Here is a 20,572-nt window from a genome sequence, read left to right as displayed (position 1 = left end):
CTGGTGTTTCCGTGCTGCGGTGGCTGGGCGGTTGGAGCCGTCGCATTGGAAGTCGGTGGGCTGGCGCCGGTCGCGAATGGTAACGTGGTCGGAACGAGGGATTCCGGGCGGTCGTGATTGCCATCGGCAAATGCGGACGTGGCGCGCGTTGCAGCAATAAGCGCGGCGGCAATAGCTTGGGGCTGCATATGCTCCTCCAGAGCAGTGCGGAATCGATAAGATTTGATTCCGAACGGTGTCCATTCTGGAGAATGAAATCTGGACGAGCGGTGACGCAGAAATTACTTTTTAGCCATCTAACCGACGTGCTCGTCAAATCATTCATGTTTTCCGCAGGCTCCAGTAGAAAACGGTTTGCCCCGCAAGGGCAAACCGTTTGTCGGCATTACCGTCTTTGTCTACACGCTTACCGCCAGGTCTAGTTCGCTCTTCGCCTCTGAATAAGGTCAACCATTGACTTTTGCGCAGCGATGCGGGCGGCCGCGCGTCGCATCGACGGAGTGACCGTAGATTTACAGATTCGCAATCAGGCGCAGATTACAGATCTGTAACCGTCGGTTCAGCGCGCGGTCAAAGCTTGAAAAGTTAGTATTGGGTCATAGTCTTGCGGACTATCGCGGTGCGGGGCCGTGCCGGTTCCGCTTCCTGCGCCCCCAATCTGAGGAGAGACATCACGAAACTCGGTGCAACTCACGAGAGCTATTCACGACTTTGCGTCGACAGCCGGGACTCTTTTTTACAGAGCCACAGGCGCGGTCCGCACGGACCGCTTTGCAAATGCGTTCAGTACCGAGGGTAACCAACTATTACGCCAAGGCCAATTGAAGTTGTTTAGCAATTTACGGTCTATCTGCCACGTCCAGCGTACGCGCGATAGCGCCGATTCCATTGAGGAGGTGCTGTTTTTCGCAAAATGGTGACTGCCAGATAGCAGGCCGGTTCGATGGTTCGGCGCCATCATTGACGTCACAATCGAAGCCACGGTCCGCAGGGTTTCACTGGCCGAATGTCCCTAAAGCAGGGTACAGTCACCGCTTTTTTAACCTCTACGCCAAAAATCCCTTGATTTAAGGCCTCAGACGTTGCGTCTTCATGCCGGTCTTGTTACGCTCGCGCCCGACCCGAGGATTTGTACCTTTGCGTTAGTCGGTGACGGTGCAAAGGCAAAGGTCTTGGGCAACCTTTGACTAGACACAAGGAATTTATGGCAACAACAGCTACAAAGAAAGCCGCTGCTCCGGCTACGAAGAAAGTGGCAGCGCCGGCCGGCAAGAAATCCGCCGCTCCGGCTGCGAAGAAAGCGGCAGCGCCCGCCAGCAAGAAAACCACCGCTCCGGCTGCGAAGAAAGCGGCAGCGCCCGCCAGCAAGACAGCTCCTGCACCAGTTGCGAAGAAGTCTGCTGCGGCGGCTGCTCCCCTGAAACCTATCAAGGGCTCGTTCACGAAGGCATCGCTGACCATTCACCTGGCTGAGCGCTCAGGCGTCGAACCGAAGGCGGCCAAGGCGTTGATGGCGGCGCTCGAAGAAACGGTGCTCGCATCGATTCACAAGAAGGGCGCGAAAGAGTTCACGCTCCCCGGCCTGCTGAAGGTTGTCGCGCAAGACGTACCCGCCAAGAAAAAGCGCTTCGGCAAGGACCCGTTCACGGGTGAAGACAAATGGTTCGCGGCGAAGCCCGCTTCGGTACGCCTCAAGGTGCGCCCCCTGAAGAAGCTGAAGGACGCCGCGCTGTAAGCGAAAGCGTCCTGACGTGATAACGCCCCTCGCGAGCAGAATCCGAGGGGCGTTTTTATTTGCGGCGCAAGACGTCGGCGTAGCAACCGACGAAGGCATCTACGTCAGTGGCGCACGCGTGATTGCGATGCTGGGCCCGGTCTCCGACGAAATGATTATGCACAACCTGCCGCGGTTCCGGGCAGGCGACGAAGACCACGCGCGCATCTTCGCTGTGCCGATGGACGTCAAGGTGATGCGTCAGATTTCCCGCGACCCTTACTACGCCGAAGCGCGTGAGAGCTACGACCATCCGCTGTCGATGCGCTTCGAAGAGAACGACTCCCTACTCATTTTGGACAACGTCTTCGTGACTTTGGGACCGTGTCTTCTGCTATCGCCAGGGCGAGCTGTCGAATCAGTTGTACTCGCATACGCTAACATGCGCGCCGTCTCAGAGCTGGAAGGCACGAACCGCGAGGCGTAGCTGCTGCGCTTGAGTTTCGAGCGCGCTGGCCGCTTGCACTCCCTCCTGCGCGAACGAGGCATTGTTTTGTGTCATACGGTCCATCGTCACGACTGCAGTATTGACCTGGTCGATGCCGGCACCTTGCTCGGCAGAAGCGTTGGCAATCGATTCGACCAGATGAGAGACGCCTGTGACTGCACCAATCAAGTCCGTGATGGTCGCACCCGCTCTTTTGACCGCGACGCTGCTCAGGTCGACTTCGGCGGTCATGCCTTTGATTAGCACGTCGATTTCCTTCGCAGCGCGTGAACTGCGCTCCGCCAGTGCACGAACCTCCTGCGCGACAACAGCGAAACCTCGACCGTTTGCGCCAGCTCGCGCGGCTTCGACTGCAGCGTTCAGCGCAAGAAGGTTTGTCTGGAACGATATGCCTTCAATAACCGACGTTATTTCGCGCACGCGTGCGGAACGTTGTGCCAGCTCGTTCATTCGTTCGATGGCATCTTTCGCAGCGCGGTCACCGTCCTCAGCCTTTTCGGATGCGACGCGAGCAAGAATATGCGCCTGCTCGGCATGCTCAACGTTTGCTTTGACGGTCGACGCGAGTTGCTCCATGCTCGCGGACGTCTGCTGAATTCCCGCCGCATGTTCCTCAGTCCGCCCCGCAAGCCTGGCGTTGCCTGCAGCAATGTTGGCTGTCGCATCGGCGATGGTCTCGGTCGACGACCGGATGTCTCCAATCATCAATGCAAGACGTTCACGCATCGTTGACATCGCGAACAGAACGCTAAGCGTGTCGCCAGGCTTAACGGGGACACTCACTGAAAGGTCGCCGCTGGCAACGCGTCTTGCCGCGTTGGCAGCAACGTGTGGCTCCCCTCCCAGTTCGCGAAAGAGACTGCGCGCCATGCCCGCGCAAAATAACGCGACAATTGCAAGTCCACCGACTATGAACGCACCGACCACCGCCTGGACGACATGCCCGGCATACCGTGCGTGGTCGTACTCCTGTTGTGCGAGCTGCAGTTCCATCTTGCGCAACTCTGAACCCTGAGACCTGACGGCTTTCGTCATCGGTTCGATGGTCTGTGTCTCGACCCATTGCGCCTCCGACAAATTGTTGTCCACGAGCAGCTTCATGGCTGGACGCAGCCCTTTGTCGCGCAATCCGGTCCAGTTCGAGGAGAACTGCGAGGCCAGCTGCTTTACTTCACCGACCGCGCCGTTCTCAGCGTATTGCCGCATCAAGTCGTCGACCTGTCGGATGTGAGCGTCGGCGGCGTCGGTCACGCTCTTCGTCTTTTGCGCGGAAGGGTCAAGGATGGCATCACTTACCGAGAAGCGGGTCTCCGCCACCAGTTCGTCAATCGAGGAGATGACCTGCAGGGCCTTGGCGCGTCCTTCAAACATACGCTGCAATGCATCCGTTGCGCGCGTCACACCAATCAGACCAGCTGCGCCTACACCGAGAAGAACGACAGCAACTGCCGCCGTAAGAAGGACAAGACGGCTCTTCACCGTGAGATTACGCATGGGAGACCTACGATACTTAAAATGACGCCGAATCCATGTTCGTGGATGGCGGGGTCCCAACCACGTTAATTCACAGCTTCGGCCAAACCAACGCGCGCATCAATCCAGGTAAAAATCGATGTGCCGCCCTTCTTCGTCCGTGGCCCGCAGCAGAATCTTTTCCGGTGCCGACGTCAAAGCGGCCACGCCGGAATCCTCTGTGCGACTACCACCTGTCATCTCCATTCACGGCATGACCAGCAAAAACTTGAGAGTGCGCCCTAGAGTTTTCAACGCAAATTGCAGATAGTCCGACGCAGTCGGCTCTCAGGAGAAGATGCCCAACTCGCTGGCGGAGCGCGGGCGCGGATTGATAGCCACGGGTAATCTCACCCAATTTTCGCCTGGGTATGCCCTAGGGTTTACACCTAATTTAACAATAATACTCTCCAGGCAATGCTCTTAATCTTAAGGGTTTGCTCACATAGACTGTGGTCACTGGATTACGAACAGGGCTGTTCGTAGCAGGAAGAAAAAGTCTGGAGGTAGTAACCATGAAGTCCCTCATTCAAGCCGTCGTTGTTGCCGCTGCGCTTGTTGCGCCAGTCGTCTCGTTCGCCCAGCAGTCCGATGCCCCGAAACTGACCCGTGCGCAGGTGCGCGCTGAACTGGTCCAGCTCGAGAAGGCTGGCTATCGCGTGGGCGACGGCGACAACACGACGTACCCCGCGCAGGTGCAAGCCGCAGAAGCGAAGGTCGCGACGCAGAACGGCGCATCAAGCGGATACGGCGGTGCGGTGAGTGGTTCATCGCAATCGGGTAGTCGCGGTGTATCCGCCGCCGACTGGACCGCGATGTACAACCATCCCTAAGTGAATTGATTTCGGCCGCGTGCGAAGGAGGTCAAGAGTCTCCCGCCCACGAACCACGGTCTGAGCGCGCAGCATCACTACGCGTCACCCATCAAGAGAGCTGGCTCGCTCCTGAGGTTAATCCAGGAAGCGGGCCAGTCTCATTTTGAATACCTCCGCCGTCGGCTCCCGATGGCTTCGCTCAGACCGTCCAGGTCTGGGCGCTTTTTCGCAGAACAGCTTGATAACCAGTTCCAGTGTGAACATTGTTCACGGTCTGGTCGTTGTCGTGGACCATGCCAGCCTTAATACGCGACGACTGTACAAGGCTCCGGAGTAAGGAGCGCATATGTACCTTACTTATCGGAACGGTGCGCAAGTGGCAACAAGACTCTGACGCCCAGGCCGTCGAAAAAACGACCGCTGCAGCATCCCCGACTTCGGTGAAAGTGAGAACAAACCGATAGACCTGGTCGCCGATTTGCATCTGGTTGACGCCAGAGTGAGCCAATTCGAGCATCTCATTGGCAAGCGGTATTGCAATCGTCCCTATCTTCTTCAGTTCCTCAAGCGGGCCGGCTACGGGACCGCCGAAGCCAAGCGTGCCGAGCCTTAGCGCACAGGTGCAACTACTTCCGGCGCACCGCGGCTCGCATTATTTCGTTTCTCAGGCGAAATAATTGCAAATTATCGATATAAATAGTTGATAGTAAGTGTTTACACTTATACGGCAACGTCGCAGACACAACTTCCAGACGCTGTCGCGACATCTTCCTGACCCGAAGTCTGAAACATATCCTGGAGTCCTCATGACGACCAAGCCTCTTGCTGCCCTGCTCGTTGCTGCTTCCGCCATGCTCGCCGCACCCGCTTTCGCCAGCGGCTACGGCCCGGCACCGTTTTATCGTCCGGACGTTGGCGCACCCGCGTCGCAACGAGGCCAAAGCGCTCAAACCGTGGCTGCCGAGCGCGCCAATGCGGACGCCAATGCGGATGCCAACACTTACGGCGGCGTCCAGCCAGACGCTACGCAGTCGGGTGCGCGCCAACCGGCAAACAACCCGCAACCGGCTTACTAATCGGGGGCGATGAAGAAGGTAGCCGAGACGGTGAAAGGGGCACGGCGGCACGATGAGTGTTTATTCGAGAGGATTGTCGAATTTTTGATTTATCGCGGTCGTTCGAATTTATTTCAACTTGCTTGGATGTAGAAAATGAAACGTAGTGCGAAGGTCGGATTGTCGGTGGCTCTTCTGCTTGGAAGCGTATCGGCGATGGCTGATACAAAGCTGACCGTTGAAGAATGCAACGATTATCCGTTCAAGCCGGTAGTGGGGAACGTAACGCACGCCCAGTTAGTGCAGGAACTGGCGGAACTTGAATCCGTTGGTTATCAGCCCGCCAAAAGAGACTGGCACTACCCCTCTGACCTTCAAGCGGCTGAGGCCCGATTGCACACGAAGTACCTTGCGGAATGCGCGCCTGTGCCTCCTGGCCAAGGCGGCTGATAACTGCGTAAGATGCCGTGCGCAGGAACCTGTCACGGAGTCTCTCGGGCGCTGAATCTGAGGGAAAGACCCGCCCCGCTCCCAGTTCGACAGGTCCCGTACAGACTATCGTGTGAAGACGCCGAGCGACTGCTCATTCTGGTGTCTAAGCCTGGCTTAGTCGTCGGCTGCCAGCAGCATGGTTGAACAACGGCCCCAAAGCGGAGATCGAAATCGTCATGGCCAGTAAATCGCGTACCCACAAGCATGCGACTCCGGCAATGCCCCCGTCGCTACGTGCATTGACATTTAGCGGTGCCGCGCACAAGCCGCTGACCCAGGCGATGCTCCTACAGGCGTATGCGAGTCTGGATGGGTTTCGTCGAGGATATGGTTCACATGAGCTGTTGGAGAACCTGAGTCGACAACTGCTCGTCGCCGAGGAGCTGTGCCACCTCCGGAACGACGCTCACGGCTGGACTGACATCGAGGCGGCGCGCGCAGCTACGGCACAAATTGCAACAGCCGTAAAGATTAGCGGGGCGTGGCTGATGAACGATTTTGCGTATGCACAACTCTGCAATGCGCTTGGCATCTTCGATAGTCAGCTATCTGTTGCGTCGTTCGGTGATATTGCGAAAGCCGAGGCGCGCGGAGCACGCGCGCTGATGCGAGAGGAGCAAGGCGCCGTAGTCTCCATCGCGGCGGTGTGAACACCGTGTGACCAGGCGTTTCTACCGCCGCGAGGCCCGAGGCGCGAGGGCAGCACAGCACAGTGGCGTCGCCAGCATGATTGGGAAGTACAACAATAACTGGAAATTGGTTGGTGATTATGTCTACGGTAGTGAAAACAAGGCGGCCTGGCGCGGCGCCGGTACCTCTTGGACTCAGATTACGCCGGATGCTGAGCGCACATGAAATTGCCACACTTCTGCTACTAGTTCAGGCGCCGGTCGAGCTCATGGCAGTGACGCCAGACGTGATGGCTCTTCGCGAAGTCGGACTCGTCCAAGATGTTGAGTCGGAACAAGGCGAAGCCACCTCCATGTTCGCACTTACTGCCGATGGACGTTCCTTGTTACGCGCGCTTGGCGCTGGATGATTTGTGGTGGTAACGCTGATGTCGCCAATGCCCAGCTTTGACCCGCATGCCGAAATGCGGCTGACGACAACTCTACGGACAGCTCCGGATACCTTAAGCGTATATGACAGCGGCGGCTTTCACCGCGCTGGAGCAAATATTCGCGATGTAGCGTTTCGCTCGAGACGACGTCGTTGAATTTTCTGAAATGCAGATTTCGTTTAGAGCCATGTGCCTTAGCGCAGCAACGTGTGGGTCGGCATCAGAGACAATCTGCCATATAGCAGCCTTTCGAGCCGGGCCTATACTGTTTTCGTGACCCTTCCATGTCTTTTCCAGGTATGGATTAGGCCCGACTATATAGGCAGGCCTTTTTAGCTCGTCGTTACTGCGGTTGGGTGATGAATGTCGCTCTCACCAAACAATTCATGACTCTCAGGTTCTGGCACGGCCCTCGGAAATGGCCAGAAGCTTTCAGCCGACATCCCTGCGATGCCGGCTTTTTTTCGTCTCAGTGCAGTCGCGTTTTCCTGGCAATGAGCGCGCAGACCGAACAATGCGCCCTGCACCGGCTCGCAGACAAACCGCTCTCCGAGAGCGGCAAGGACTCGACAGATTGCGCGTCAAGAACTGTTTGACTACCCTCGGCCTGAGGCTATAATGTACATACCATGTGCATGTACATAGAGGGGCAAATGGCAGCAGCAACCGAACGGATTGTCGTCCAAGTGACGGCGGTCCAAAAGCGAGCAATAGCGGGCACAGCCAAGAGGCTTGGTCTCAACGTGAGTGAACTGATGCGGCAGGCAGCACAAGGGTTCACGCCATCTGACGACGAACAGGAGATTCTCGCGCTGGTCGAGCGAGTGAATGCTTCCACAAAGGAGACAAACGATGCGCTCGACGACGCGCTCTCGTTTGTCGCGGAGTCGAATAAGCGCATCACGGCGATGACAGAGGGCAAGAAGTAATGGGTGTGACCGACAAAGTGTGGGATGCGCTCACAACCGTTATCAAGATGAACGACAAGGTGGTCTTGCTCGCCAGTACGGTGAAAGAGCAACAGGCGAAAATCGAAGGCCTGACCGAGCGAGTCATTCGTCTGGAAGCGACGCTGGAACTTTTGATGCGCACAGGCGGGGGTATGAAGAAACTGCCACGTTCGTAGACAGGAAAACGACCATCGTGCGCCCCGCAGGGCGCTCCTCATCGTCCGCCGCAAGGCCTGCCGGCCTCAAGGGGTAACTCCGTCATAATGCCGTCCAACCCGCAATTATGTAGGAGTTGGACCAGCGCTTATTAAAGTGGACCCGTGTGTCAAGACAGAGATGATCGCAAGGTCATGAGCATCCAGATACCGCTGCGTTCGGGAAAGATTGTCCGAGTTCATGCACGGTGAAGCACATGATTTTAGCCAATGAACTCAGTTCGACCTATCGTCGAGCTCGACAACATGCCGACTGAAGCCAACCCCGGGCTATGACTTGCCTTTCGGTCTGCTACCAACAATCGACCGCATCTGTTCGATGTGTTCATCGGCTACGCTCGAATCTGCTGTTCGAATCGAGTCTGGAAGACTCGCGCCGAGAACTTTCGCGATGTTCGAAACATAGGGGCGCCTCTGCCCAAGCAATTTTTCTCGGGCTCGCTTGACCACCTCGATTCCATAGGTCTGAACGAGATAAGCGAGTGTTCTCTGGTCAAGTGGGGTCTCCACGATTATTCCCAAATTTTCGGCTTCGTCTAACGCGCTGCCTCCTGGAGAGCCATCCGCGGGTTTCACGGCTTTGCTCATGACTTTACGGTGGGAAGAACCCGAGCGCAAATACATAGACCCACGGCCGGCCGCAGACCGTGCCGCGGTCATCGCCGGCATTTCGCACGAAGCCGAAGCACGGCTCGACAGTCGATTTCAAGTAAATTTTTTTCCCGTTTGACTGCCAAGCGCGCACGCCTGGCAGTCGGTCGCGTTGGCCAGCAGGCCGACGCGACCATGTGTCGGATTTGCCGTACCCATTGCCGCGGACAATTCATGGCGATTGGGCGAGCACGCCCAATCGCCGTGTGCCGGCCCGCCGGTCGGCACACTTCTTGTGCAACCAATATTTGGAGGCGGGAGACGAGCATAAACCCCTGAGGTTGAGTCGCCCCGCCTAGTCCTGTTACAATTGTCGGCTTGGAGGTGTGGCCGAGCGGTTTAAGGCACCGGTCTTGAAAACCGGCGAAGGAGCAATCTTTCCGTGAGTTCGAATCTCACCGCCTCCGCCAATGAAGGCGGCTGAAACCCCGTAAGTTCAATGACTTACGGGGTTTTTGTTTTTTCTGGCCGATCATTCAGCCCATCACTGAGCAAAGCCTAACGGTTCTTCGGGGACTTCCCAGCCGCTCGACGACTGTCGAGCTTCCAATCCGCTCCGTTAAAATCCGGCTATGTCCGCGCAACCCGAAAGGAGGCCGCGATGAGCAAGCCGTGGGAAAACGATAGCTGCGCGACGGTGCAGGCGTGCTACAACGTCTATCCCGTTACGGAAGCGGCGGCCTTGTGGTGCAGAAATGCTTGCTCGCAAGCATTTTTTCTGTGTGCGGTGGCTCGGTGCAGTCAGTCCGCCAGCCGTATTGCGCCATGACAATAGTTGACGAATTTTCGGACTGCAAACGATTGTGGCGGGCACGGTTTACAGGGTATAAGGCTGGACGAACCTGAAAATGGTCCCGCATCGCGGCCTCTCCGACTTTGCAGTTCTGATGCACCGGGCCGCGCCCCCCCCCAATCCCAACCCGCACGGTGTCGTGCCTGTTGCGGGACACGCGCGAGAAGTTCTCACCGGATGATTATCAGCCCCCCGTTTCTGCCGCAACTGAACCCGGCGAAGATTGATTCCACAAAACCCGATCCAATGATGGACGCGGTTGACCAGTTCGAACTTGCCCACGGCATCTATCCGATTACCTTCGACCGACGCTGGCATTGCGGTGCGCATCTCTCGCCTGATATGCATGGTCCCGTGTACGCGATTGCGGATGGCGAGGTGGTGGCGTACCGGGTCTGCCAGCATGCGATTGATTCTGGCAACAGCAACGTGGGATTTGTGCTGCTCAAGCACACGACCGAGACCGGAGAGGGACGGACGCTAACGTTCTATTCGCTCTACATGCATCTGCTGCCGCTCGCTGAATACCATACGTTTGGATATGTTGGCACTCAGTTGCCTGAGTTCCTGCGCATGCCTTCCGGCCAGGTTCCCGTGGGACAGGTGACACCGGCCGTATCGGGTGGCGGAAAGAAGGTCTGGCGCAAGGATGTTCTGGGCTTCCTTGGACGCTACCAGGGCCCGACGTACCTGCACTTCGAAATCTTCATGACGCAGCCGGATTTCGCCGCCTACTTCAGCCACACGCAACTTGGCAATACCTCACCCTCAACGCCAGACGGGCCGGAATGGTGGGGGCACGCGTACTTCACCATTCCGGCGGGCAGCGATTTTTTCAGCCTGCCGCCAGGAACCGGCAGCGACAACAAACTGCACGGGATTGAATTCAAACCAGGCCAGACGGGCCAAAATACCCTGCCGCTGCACGTCGAGACGTACTTCAGTCAGGGCGCGAAGTACACCAACGTCTGGAGTGAGGCGGCTGATGGAACCCGCACGCTGCTGACGCCCCACCCTGTGCCAGAAGAAGGCTACGAATATGGCCTCTACGACCGCGCCACGGCGCTCTATCCGGCGTGTCCCAGCGATGGCTACGAACTCATGCGCCTTGGCCGTATCGTGTCCGCGACGAAAACGCTGGCCGCCGATGCGCGCGCCACGTGGATGAAGGTCGCCTGGGCATCGGGCAAGCAGGGATACATTGATATTAACCCCCTGAAAATCACGAAGCTGTCAGACGTGGATTTCCCGTTCTTCATGGGCTGGCAGAAGGTCACCGACGGCAACACCCCGTTTGGCAGTGACGGGCTGTGCGATATCGACGTGCTCAAAAAGATGCTCAAGGACGTGAGCGATCACGAGTCATTAGCCGATCTGCAACTCACAGGACTCCACGAGAAGGAAGATATCCTGTTGCGCTATGTGCGCATGACGGACGGCGTGCGCGAGAAGTTGCGCGGGTTCGTCTGCCTGGCACCGAGCGAATGGGACAGCACACATAACGACACGCGCTACATGAAGCTACTCGACGAGGGCGGGTTCTATCACGGCAACCAGAAGGGCTATAACGATTTTCTCAAGTATCTGAACGAGGTCCAGTTCTGGGACAAGACGCGCTTGCCCGCAGGCCAGAAGCTCTGGTTCTTCCATCCGCTCGCCTTCATCCGGCATTTCAGGAAGTGTGGGTGGTTGAGCGAAAACGAACTGCTCAGCGTCCTGCCAACATCCGCGCTGCGCTATGCCAAGGCTGCCGACGGGCACAAGTATTGGACATCGGAAAAGGTAGTAGTCAACCGAAACAATCGATTGACCATTCAAAGTACGCATCTGGAACTTAACAGATCAATGCGCAAATTCGGCATATCGCCAAATCCGTGGCGCATAGCGGCGTTTCTCGGTAATACCGTGGAAGAGACACAATGGTTCACCAAACTTCACGAGGACAACTCCGGTGCAAAGTATTGGCCTTGGGATGGCCGGGGCTTTCTGCAGCTAACGTGGCCTGACAACTACGTCAAGTACTGGGAATTTCTCGGGCGAGTCATTCCGGAGCCTTTGAAGCGCGAACTGAGCGCTTCGGCTAAGACAGCCAACAAAGACGGAAGCAATGCAGCCCTTCAGGACAGCAGGCATCCGGCGCTGACTGCGCAGATGATTCAGTGGCGTGAGGACATAGCATCGAAAGCTGTTTTTTCCGCCGAAAGCTCAGGAGCATATTGGGCCTGGACAAAAGCCGCTGTTTATGCTGATAAATTTCCCGTTTTGCAGCGCCAAGCCCAAAATATCACCAAGCCACGCTTTAGTTCCGTTGTTTACTACAGTTGCCTAAGCTATGGGCAGGTGGCGGCAACGGTAAATTTTGGCAGCCCACAAAAGGATGCCTCAAGAATCGCGCGTGTAAATGGCATTCTGGCGCGATATCAGGCTTATACAAGTGCATTAATGGTTCTGGCGGATGGCACACTATTCCCAACGGCGGAATGCCAAGGCTGGGACACCCCTGACGGCTATCAGCGGAGAGATATGTGAAGAGATTTTTTTGTCATTTGATTATGGCTTTTTTGCTGACTAATCATGTGCAAGCTGAAAACGTTGTTGAGCGTCAGGCATCCCTTGATCAGTGCGTTTTTATATTAAGCGATCCATTTAATGGAAGGGTTTCTGTTGACACAGAAAGCGCCCCTCACTCCGCAAGCTACATCGCAATGATCAATACCGAAGCAAAGCGCCCTTTCGAGACGATGATTCGGTTCGACTGTCATAGCAACGTTAGTACGGGTGATTTGTCTGATTTGGCTGGAATATCAAAGAAGGATGGAAAATGGGAAATTGATTTTGATGGAAATGCCGGTGCGGTTATATCTGCTGCGTGGAAAAGGATGGGACGGCGCGAGTATCACCCAAGATCAAACGGGCGGGGACGAGAATAGCCGAAGTCGTGCGTTTACATTTTGTTTGGTACACGGCACCCAAGCGCTGTGTGGCTTAGACGATACAGTGATGTATCTCACCGACCCTGGAGAAACCGCGTGACCTCACATCATTCGATTGCTTGACAGTATCGAATTCGTAAACTGACCGGATTAAATGGCATTCTGGCGCGATATCATGTTTACGTAAGCGCATTAATGATCCTGGCTGACGGCACGTTATTCTCGAACGCGGCGGGTCAAGGTTGGGAGAGCCCTGACGGATATGAACGGAGAGACATGTGAAGAGATTTTTTTTGTATTTGGCTATGATCCCTTTGCTAGTTAACCAGGCATACGCCGAATCTACAGTTGAGCGTCAGGTTGCCTTCGATGGCTGCGAATTCACACTCCGCGACCCATTTAACGGTAGGGTTTCTGTTGACAGCGAGAGCACCCCTTACTCTGCAAGCTATATCTCGGTAATTAATCCGAAGGCGAAATATCCTTTCGAAACGTGGATTCAATTTAGCTGTGAAAATCCTGCAAATGACAAAACATTCTCCGATCTTGCAGGAATAAAAATGAGTGCCGACGGGTGGGCAATGGACACGTCTCCTGGCGCTATCGGCGATCCAAAGGAGAATACGACCTTCTACCCTCTGCGTGGAAAGGGGTGGGACGGCGGCGGTGTTACGCAAGATACTATCAATGGCGACGAAGAGCGCCGCACACGAACTTTTGCTTTCTGCATCTCGCACAAAGCGCTCGCAGTTTGCGGGATCGCTCGCTCAGTGGGTTATCTGCGACATCCCAACGAGTCCGCGCTCCCCCAAGTCATTCGCCTCCTGGACAGTGTTGAATTTGCAAATTAATCCGCTTCTCGTAAATACTTATACAAGTGCGTTAACGATTCTGGCGGATGGCACTCTGTTCCCGAGGGCGGAAGGCTAGGGCTGGGACAGCCCTAATGGTTTTGAACGCAGAGGGATAATGAATTTTAAACTACTTCTATTGGTTCCGCTGTTCTTTATGGCTGCTTCAATTTGGGCCGACGAAGAGAAGGCTGGGAAGGTGATTGCCCACGAAATGAGCTTAGATGGCTGTCACTTCAGGATGACCAACCCTTACGATGGAACACTTACACGGACGAGCGACGGGGGGGACCTCCGGTTGCAAACTACGAAGCTGAAATTAACCCTAAGGTTCAACTCCGATTCGGGATTGAGATTCAATTTGGATGCCATAACAACGTCAGCGTGAAAGACCTTTCCAATTTTTCGGGAGTTAGCAAGCGGGATGGTAGGTGGGTAATTCATTTTGACGGGGATGCAAAGGCAGTGAATACAAGGCTATATCCACTCCGTGGCAAAGGATGGGATGGCACGGATATCACTCAAGATCAAGTGGATGACGACGGAAAACGGTGCGCGCCTGAAGAAAGCGTGCTGCCACAACTCATTAACCTGTTGGATGGCATTGAATTCGTAAACTTACAGGATTAATTCATAACGCTGCATACATGCGTCGCCCAGACTTCCGTCATCGGGCGGCGCTACTCCAAAAGGTCCGTTCTGTTATATGCGGCTTCGACCTTGTTCGACACGGTATGCGCGAGCGTAGCCGTGCTCGCTGGCCCAATCACGGAAGCTGCTTCTGAAGCCGTACAGTGTTGCCATACGTCCCGGCGTGCCGCTCTTGACCTTCACGCGACGCAAGAAAGCCGTGAGCGTCATATCGCTCAATACCTTTTCGCGAGGCAGCGCGACCGCTGCACTCGACGCCAGCGCGATGACAGGCGTGAGCGGCAATGCGGGTGTGAATATCGCGGCCGGCGTGAGCAATGTCCAGTTCAATGGACTGGTGGTTCACTAAGCCGGCATCGGTGATGAGGCTCATCAGTGAGCCGCGCTATAAAGGCTCAATAAAGAGGCACCCCAATGAACCCAATAAACACGAGCGACCGCCAAAACTCGCGACCACTCGTCGCCACGCCCTCGACCTAAACCAGCGCAGTCGCCTCCACCTCGATCTTGAATCCATAGTGCAGTTGGGGGACCGGCACAACGGCACGCGCCGGCCGTGCTTCACCTGCCCAACGCGCGTAGATCTGATTGAAGCTCATCCAGTGCTCGACATCGACGATATAGACGCGCACCTGCACCAGTTGCGCGATGCTGCTGCCAGCGCTTTCGAGAGCGGCTTGCACATTGGCCAGCACCTGTTCGGCCTGCACCTCGAACGACGCATCGGCTAGCTTGTCGCCCTGCGCGCTGATCGGCAATTGCCCCGAGACAAACACGAAGCCATTCGCGATCGCGACGTGGCTGTAGTGACCGCCTGGCTTTGCAAGCGCGGCTGGGTTGTCCGTCTGGGGCAGACGCGGATCGTGCTGGCTACCAGCCATGAATATCACTCCAAAGGCGATGACGTTTCAGCGGCGCAGACTGCACGCATGATGACGCACGCCGCACACGCGGCGAGCGTCATCATGCGCTCATTCGCGAACGCAACGCAACGCAGAGCAGAGTCACGCAACACACGGCAGCAGCAAACAAAAGCTGCTGCGTTCAATGCACCAGGCGATACACCAAACAGCGTCCAGCGCGCCGCGCATGCTTGAATTAGCAAGCCCGCTCGACCACCGCCACGCCCGTCACACGCTAAGCAACTCCAGCTTCTCGCGCGCATCGGCGCAACGGTGATTCAGGTCGCGATGCATCAACTGGCTGTCGAGCAAAGCCGACACGTCGGTCAACCCGTAATCAAAGCGCAAGACGTATTCAATGTCTGTGTAATCGTGATAGGCGCCGCTGTCAGCCAGCTTCTGCGCTTCGGCGAAAGCAGCATGTTGCCGTTCGCCGTTCATCAAGTCTCTGATCGCCATGATTGCCGCTCCGAGGAACAGTGGCTCCATCATAGCAATGCAATTTGATTGGCACGGTAGCGCGCACGCAACACCTGGTGTTTTCCGTAGGCACGCCGTATTGCCGGCGACGAACGGGTATGCGATATCGGCGACGCCGGCATCGTCCCCCTCAGGCAGACCTAAGGCAGCCCTCAGGCAGCCCTTAGGCAGCCCTCAGACGAAGTTCCGGCAACGCCTTCGGGCACCCCTCAAGCGGCAGCGACAGGCGCCTTCGCTCCATGCCACTTGATGACCAGAATCCGCCCGACGTAACACAGCGATCCCGCCACGCCCACCACGATGCCCATGCCTCTTGGCGAGCCGTCCTGCCACAGCCCGACCGCGAGACTCGACAACGCGCCAAGCGCCAGTTGCACCGCGCCGAACACGGCGGCCGCGGCGCCGGCGTTCAGCGGATAGCGGTGCATCAGATCGGTCGTGCAGTTGGCGGACAACAAACCCACCACCCCGACCACGAAGAACAGACCGAACACGATCGACCACAATCCGCCCCAACCGCTCAGCGACACGAGACAGACAAACAGCGAAGCCACGAAGCTCACGGTTGCCGCGAATGAAATGATCGGCAGCGAACCGAGCCGGCCGACGAGACGCGTATTCATGAAGTTGCCGAACATGATGCCGACGATGTTCAACGCGAACAGGAAGCCATAATGCTGTGCCGACACATGGAAATACTCGATGTACACGAACGGCGTCGCCGTGATGTACGCGAACATCGACGCGAACGCCATGCCGCCGCACAGCATATGCCCCCACGCAACCGGATCGCGCAGCAGCTTGCCATATGCGCCGAACGATTTCAGCAGCGCCGACTGCGCACGCTTCTCGCTCGACCACGTTTCCGGCACCTTGAAGAAAGCGGTGACCGCGCACACTGCGCCGAACAGCGTCAGCACGACAAACACCGCGCGCCAGCCACCGAGCAGCAGCAACTGACCGCCGATCAGCGGCGCGAGCAATGGCCCGATCGCCGTGACGATCGCGAGCATCGACAACACGCGGGCGGCATCGGTCGGGCCGTGCGCGTCGCGTGCAATCGCGCGCGCCAGCACCGACGCCGCGCCCGCGCCCAGCGCCTGCACGAAGCGGAACGTCACCAGCGTGCCGATCGAGACCGACAGCGCGCACGCGACGCTCGCGAGCGCATACATGACGATGCCGCCAAGCAGCACCGGCCGCCGGCCATAGGTATCCGACAGCGGACCATAGAGCAGCATGCCGATCGAAAAGCCGAACATGAAACTGGTGAGCGTCGCCTGCGCGGCGCCGGTGCTGATCGCGAAGGCCTGCGCGATGGTCGGCAGGCTCGGCAAATACATGTCGATGGAAATCGGCCCGCACGCGGCAAGCGCACCGAGCAACAGAATCAGCCGGCCATCGGGCCGGCTTCTGACGACGTGAGACATGGGAATCCGAATGGAGCGCCGCGCCGTCACCGGCAGCGGAACGGGTGGAACGGGAAAGCGGCAACTTGTCGGCCTCGATTGTACGCGACGGCTCATGCCGGCGAGTGCCCCCGCTGTGCCCGAGATGCCTGTGTGGATGAGCGGCCGCAGCGTCGACCGTGCGCGGCAAACGCGCCGTCGATCGGTTAAGCTGCCGCCTGAACGTTCGGGCAGCGCGCGAACGCGTTCGCGGCAGCCTTCCCACTTATCCCGTTTCGAGCCTGCGATGACCGCATTCCTGCTGATCTGGAGCCCCGAGAAATGGCCGTGGCCCGAGTTGCCCGACATCGCGCAACGCGTCGCCGCGGGCGTCGCGGTCACTGACGTGTGGGGCTGCGGATTCGCGCGCAGCATTCTGCCGGGAGACCGCGTGTTCCTGCATCGCGTGGCCCGGCAACCGAAGGGCATTTTCGGCTCCGGTTACGTGACGCGCGCGCCGTATGAGGTCCCCGACCCGGCGACGAAACGCGGCTATCGCCTGTGCATCGACTTCGTGTACGACTGGCTCGTCGACGCGCACGAAGCGCCGGTGATCCCGCGCGAGATGTTGCGCACGCATCCGCTCTCCGTGCAGACCTGGGATGCGCAATGCTCGGGCACGGTGATCAAGCCGATTGCCGAAGGCGCGCTGGAAAAGCGCTGGGCTGAGCTCACCGGCAAACGCAAGCCGCCGAAACTCGACACGCCGACGGGCCCCACACGTTCGAGCAAAGTCACGGCCCACGCGGCGGCGGCGGCAAAGAGCGCGGCGGCGAGTCGCCCAGGCACGAAGCCGAAAGCGGCAAGCAATCAGACCGCTGAATCCGCAACCAAAACAGCAACGAAGAAGACGGCGACGAAACGCCTACAAGAAGGTTGAGCAAAAGGCCGCACGCCGGGGCAACCGCACAGCCCGTTCACGCTGACTCCGGTACAATTTCTCCACCTATCCCAGCATCGCGCGAATCGCCCACGGGCAGCCTGCGCCGCTGCGCAACCCCAATTTCAGCCATCGCCATGTCCAGAAACGAAATCCTCTTCGACCGCGCGCAACGCACCATCCCCGGCGGCGTGAACTCGCCGGTCCGTGCCTTCCGCTCCGTAGGCGGCACACCGCGCTTCATCGAGCGCGCACAAGGCCCCTACTTCTGGGACGCGGACGGCCAGCGTTATATCGACTACATCGGCTCATGGGGCCCGATGATCCTCGGCCACGTCCACCCGGAAGTCCTCGAAGCGGTGCAGCGCGTGCTGGCCAACGGCTTCTCGTTCGGCGCGCCAACCGAGTCGGAAGTGGAAATCGCCGAAGAGATCTGCAAGCTGGTGCCGTCGATCGAACAGGTCCGCATGGTGTCGAGCGGCACCGAGGCGACCATGAGCGCGCTGCGTCTCGCGCGCGGCTTCACCAACCGCAGCCGCATCGTCAAGTTCGAAGGCTGCTATCACGGTCACGCGGACAGTCTGCTGGTCAAGGCGGGCTCGGGCCTGCTGACCTTCGGCAATCCGACGTCGGCGGGCGTGCCGGTGGATATCGCCAGGCACACCACCGTCCTCGAATACAACAACGTCGCCGAACTCGAAGAAGCGTTCAAGGCATTCGGCAACGAGATCGCCTCGGTGATCGTCGAGCCGGTCGCGGGCAACATGAACCTCGTGCGCGCCACGCCGGAATTCCTGCAAGCGTTGCGGCGCCTGTGCAGCGAATATGGCTCGGTGCTGATTTTCGACGAAGTGATGTGCGGTTTCCGCGTCGCGCTCGGTGGCGCGCAAGAGGTCTACGGCATCACGCCGGACCTGACGTGTCTGGGCAAGGTGATCGGCGGCGGCATGCCGGCGGCGGCCTTCGGCGGACGGCGCGACATCATGGCTCATCTCGCGCCGCTCGGCGGCGTCTATCAGGCGGGCACGCTGTCTGGCAATCCGATCGCGGTGGCCGCCGGCCTAAAGACGCTGCAACTGATTCAGGCGCCGGGCTTTTACGACATGCTCGCCGCGCGCACCACGCGTCTCGTGCAGGGTCTCGCGCAGGTCGCGCGCAAAGCGAAGGTGCCGTTCGCGGCCGATTCGCTCGGCGGCATGTTTGGCCTCTACTTCACCGAGTCGATCCCGACCAGCTTCGCCGAAGTCACGAAGAGCGACGTGCCGCGCTTCAACGCGTTCTTTCACAAGATGCTCGACGCAGGCGTGTACTTCGCGCCGTCGGCGTATGAGGCGGGCTTCGTTTCGATCGCTCACGACGACGCGATCGTCGACGCCACGATCGATGCAGCGCGCGGCGCGTTCGCGGCGCTGGCGGCCTGAAGCCGGCACGCTCCAGCAACACCGAACCCGCCGAAACCGAAACTCAACACAGCCTAGCCACCGTACCCGACCGGACCCCGATGTTTTCGCAAACCGACTTCGTCCATATGGAACGCGCGCTCGCGTTGGCCAAGCGCGGCATGTACACGACCGACCCGAACCCACGCGTGGGTTGCGTGCTCGTCAAGAACGGCGAAGTGATCGGCGAAGGCTTCACGCAACCGGCCGGCCAGGATCATGCGGAGATTCGCGCGTTGAAAGACGCGCGCTCGCGCGGCCATGATCTGGGCGGCGCCACCGCCTATGTGACGCTCGAACCGTGCAGCCACTTCGGCCGCACGCCGCCATGCGCGAACGCGCTCATCGAAGCTCGGGTCGCGCGCGTGGTCGCGGCGATGGAAGACCCCAATCCGCAAGTGTCCGGACGTGGTCTCGCGATGCTGCGCGACGCCAGCATCGAAGTGCGTTGCGGGCTGCTCGCCAACGAAGCGCACGAACTGAACATCGGCTTCGTGTCGCGTATGACGCGCGGCCGCCCGTGGGTCCGCATGAAAGTGGCGGCTTCGCTGGATGGCCGCACCGGCCTGCCGTCGGGCGTCAGCCAGTGGATCACCGGCGAAGCGGCGCGCGCCGACGGCCACGCGTGGCGCGCCCGCGCGTCGGCGATCCTGACCGGCATCGGCACCGTCAGGGAAGACAATCCGCGCATGACGGTGCGCGCCGTCGACACGCCGCGCCAGCCGCACCGCGTGTTGATCGACAGCCAGCTCGACGTACCGCCGGATGCGCACATTCTGGCCGGCGCTCCCACGCTGATCTTCTGCGGCAATCTCGATCAGCGTCATGCCGATCGCGCCAACGCGCTGCGCGATCGCGGCGCCGAGATCGTCCAGCTGGCGAACGCGGCCGGCAAGGTCGATCTGCCTGGCGTGCTGAAAGTGCTCGGCGAGCGCAGCGTCAACGAGCTGCATGTCGAGGCGGGCTACAAGCTGAACGGCTCGCTGCTGCGCGAAGGCTGTGTCGACGAACTGCTCGTGTATCTTGCACCGAGCCTGCTCGGCATGGATTCGATGAGCATGTTCAATCTCAGCGCACCCGAAACGCTTGATGGCCGTGTCAAACTGAATTTCCACGCGGTCGACCGGATCGGCGACGATCTGCGGATTCTCGCGCGCTTCGCGCCGCAGGCCGCGCCCGAAGCCGGCATCGATCACGCACTCCCACCCGTTTCGAATTGACCA

21 protein-coding genes and 1 tRNA gene are annotated in these 20,572 nt (G+C 58.5%); 17 read left to right on the top strand and 5 right to left on the bottom strand.

What is annotated here, in order from left to right; translation table 11 throughout:
- The first annotated feature begins 1,204 nt into the window (after positions 1-1,204).
- Together HV744_RS18975 and HV744_RS18970 are read left to right on the top strand one after the other, a co-directional pair.
- Positions 1,205-1,735 (top strand): HU family DNA-binding protein, encoded by a 531-nt coding sequence (locus HV744_RS18975; RefSeq protein WP_175150999.1) that lies wholly within the window; start codon positions 1,205-1,207, stop codon positions 1,733-1,735.
- 16 nt (positions 1,736-1,751) lie between these two features.
- A complete protein-coding gene (locus tag HV744_RS18970; RefSeq protein WP_217469143.1) occupies positions 1,752-2,201 on the top strand; it encodes a 4-hydroxyphenylacetate 3-hydroxylase N-terminal domain-containing protein in 450 nt (149 codons plus the stop codon).
- On the opposite strand, the gene HV744_RS18965 is transcribed toward HV744_RS18970, so the two are convergent.
- A complete protein-coding gene (locus HV744_RS18965; RefSeq protein ID WP_175150998.1) occupies positions 2,169-3,716 on the bottom strand; it encodes a methyl-accepting chemotaxis protein in 1,548 nt (515 codons plus the stop codon). The genes HV744_RS18970 and HV744_RS18965 overlap by 33 nt on opposite strands.
- A 533-nt stretch (positions 3,717-4,249) precedes the next feature.
- Between HV744_RS18965 and HV744_RS18960 the strand changes: the two genes are divergently transcribed.
- From HV744_RS18960 to HV744_RS18935, 6 genes are all read left to right on the top strand, one after another.
- On the top strand, positions 4,250-4,567 hold the full coding sequence (locus tag HV744_RS18960; RefSeq protein ID WP_175150997.1) for a DUF4148 domain-containing protein: 318 nt from the start codon (positions 4,250-4,252) through the stop codon (positions 4,565-4,567).
- Between the two features lie 788 nt (positions 4,568-5,355).
- Positions 5,356-5,625 (top strand): hypothetical protein, encoded by a 270-nt coding sequence (locus HV744_RS18955; protein WP_175150996.1) that lies wholly within the window; start codon positions 5,356-5,358, stop codon positions 5,623-5,625.
- 135 nt (positions 5,626-5,760) lie between these two features.
- Positions 5,761-6,054, top strand: coding sequence for a DUF4148 domain-containing protein (locus HV744_RS18950; protein ID WP_175150995.1), 294 nt, complete (start codon positions 5,761-5,763; stop codon positions 6,052-6,054).
- 182 nt (positions 6,055-6,236) lie between these two features.
- Positions 6,237-6,746, top strand: coding sequence for a hypothetical protein (locus HV744_RS18945; protein ID WP_343056432.1), 510 nt, complete (start codon positions 6,237-6,239; stop codon positions 6,744-6,746).
- A gap of 1,063 nt (positions 6,747-7,809) precedes the next feature.
- A complete protein-coding gene (locus tag HV744_RS18940) occupies positions 7,810-8,085 on the top strand; it encodes a plasmid mobilization protein (RefSeq protein WP_175150994.1) in 276 nt (91 codons plus the stop codon).
- The gene (locus HV744_RS18935) at positions 8,085-8,282 is read left to right on the top strand and encodes a hypothetical protein (protein ID WP_175150993.1); all 198 of its coding nucleotides are present in this window, start codon (positions 8,085-8,087) and stop codon (positions 8,280-8,282) included. The genes HV744_RS18940 and HV744_RS18935 overlap by 1 nt, the downstream gene beginning before the upstream one ends.
- A 309-nt stretch (positions 8,283-8,591) precedes the next feature.
- Here the strand turns inward: HV744_RS18935 and HV744_RS38680 are convergent, their stop codons facing one another.
- Complete coding sequence (locus tag HV744_RS38680; protein ID WP_484555894.1) at positions 8,592-8,909, bottom strand: CppA family protein; 318 nt, start codon at positions 8,907-8,909, stop codon at positions 8,592-8,594.
- A 383-nt stretch (positions 8,910-9,292) separates the two neighbouring features.
- On the opposite strand from HV744_RS38680, the gene HV744_RS18930 reads away from it, so the two are divergent.
- The 6 genes from HV744_RS18930 to HV744_RS18905 all read left to right on the top strand — a co-directional run bounded on the left by HV744_RS18930 (position 9,293) and on the right by HV744_RS18905 (position 14,549).
- A tRNA-Ser gene (locus HV744_RS18930) sits at positions 9,293-9,382 on the top strand.
- Positions 9,383-9,942: 560 nt separating this feature from the next.
- Positions 9,943-12,294 (top strand): M23 family metallopeptidase, encoded by a 2,352-nt coding sequence (locus tag HV744_RS18925; RefSeq protein WP_175150992.1) that lies wholly within the window; start codon positions 9,943-9,945, stop codon positions 12,292-12,294.
- The gene (locus HV744_RS18920; protein WP_175150991.1) at positions 12,291-12,695 is read left to right on the top strand and encodes a hypothetical protein; all 405 of its coding nucleotides are present in this window, start codon (positions 12,291-12,293) and stop codon (positions 12,693-12,695) included. Before HV744_RS18925 ends, HV744_RS18920 begins: the two co-directional genes overlap by 4 nt.
- Positions 12,696-12,976: 281 nt before the next feature.
- Positions 12,977-13,549, top strand: coding sequence for a hypothetical protein (locus tag HV744_RS18915; RefSeq protein WP_175150990.1), 573 nt, complete (start codon positions 12,977-12,979; stop codon positions 13,547-13,549).
- 384 nt (positions 13,550-13,933) lie between these two features.
- Positions 13,934-14,179, top strand: coding sequence for a hypothetical protein (locus HV744_RS18910; protein ID WP_175150989.1), 246 nt, complete (start codon positions 13,934-13,936; stop codon positions 14,177-14,179).
- A gap of 220 nt (positions 14,180-14,399) precedes the next feature.
- Positions 14,400-14,549, top strand: coding sequence for a hypothetical protein (locus HV744_RS18905; RefSeq protein WP_175150988.1), 150 nt, complete (start codon positions 14,400-14,402; stop codon positions 14,547-14,549).
- A gap of 127 nt (positions 14,550-14,676) precedes the next feature.
- On the opposite strand, the gene HV744_RS18900 is transcribed toward HV744_RS18905, so the two are convergent.
- From HV744_RS18900 to HV744_RS18890, 3 genes are all read right to left on the bottom strand, one after another.
- Entirely contained in the window at positions 14,677-15,081 is a 405-nt protein-coding gene (locus HV744_RS18900; protein WP_175150987.1) for a RidA family protein, read from the bottom strand.
- Positions 15,082-15,330: 249 nt separating this feature from the next.
- On the bottom strand, positions 15,331-15,561 hold the full coding sequence (locus HV744_RS18895) for a hypothetical protein (protein WP_175150986.1): 231 nt from the start codon (positions 15,559-15,561) through the stop codon (positions 15,331-15,333).
- A 230-nt stretch (positions 15,562-15,791) separates the two neighbouring features.
- Positions 15,792-17,012 carry a Bcr/CflA family multidrug efflux MFS transporter gene (locus HV744_RS18890; protein WP_175150985.1) on the bottom strand — a complete coding sequence of 407 codons (1,221 nt, stop codon included), beginning with the start codon at positions 17,010-17,012 and terminating at the stop codon, positions 15,792-15,794.
- Between the two features lie 265 nt (positions 17,013-17,277).
- Between HV744_RS18890 and HV744_RS18885 the strand changes: the two genes are divergently transcribed.
- The 3 genes from HV744_RS18885 to ribD all read left to right on the top strand — a co-directional run bounded on the left by HV744_RS18885 (position 17,278) and on the right by ribD (position 20,569).
- Entirely contained in the window at positions 17,278-17,910 is a 633-nt protein-coding gene (locus HV744_RS18885) for a hypothetical protein (RefSeq protein ID WP_175150984.1), read from the top strand.
- Between the two features lie 137 nt (positions 17,911-18,047).
- On the top strand, positions 18,048-19,331 hold the full coding sequence (gene hemL / locus HV744_RS18880) for a glutamate-1-semialdehyde 2,1-aminomutase (protein WP_175150983.1): 1,284 nt from the start codon (positions 18,048-18,050) through the stop codon (positions 19,329-19,331).
- A gap of 80 nt (positions 19,332-19,411) precedes the next feature.
- Complete coding sequence (gene ribD, locus HV744_RS18875; protein ID WP_175150982.1) at positions 19,412-20,569, top strand: bifunctional diaminohydroxyphosphoribosylaminopyrimidine deaminase/5-amino-6-(5-phosphoribosylamino)uracil reductase RibD; 1,158 nt, start codon at positions 19,412-19,414, stop codon at positions 20,567-20,569.
- The last annotated feature ends 3 nt before the right edge of the window (positions 20,570-20,572 follow it).

The sequence above is a fragment of the Paraburkholderia ultramafica genome (assembly GCF_902859915.1).
GTDB lineage: Bacteria > Pseudomonadota > Gammaproteobacteria > Burkholderiales > Burkholderiaceae > Paraburkholderia > Paraburkholderia ultramafica.
This window is presented reverse-complemented; position numbering and strand designations above follow the sequence as displayed.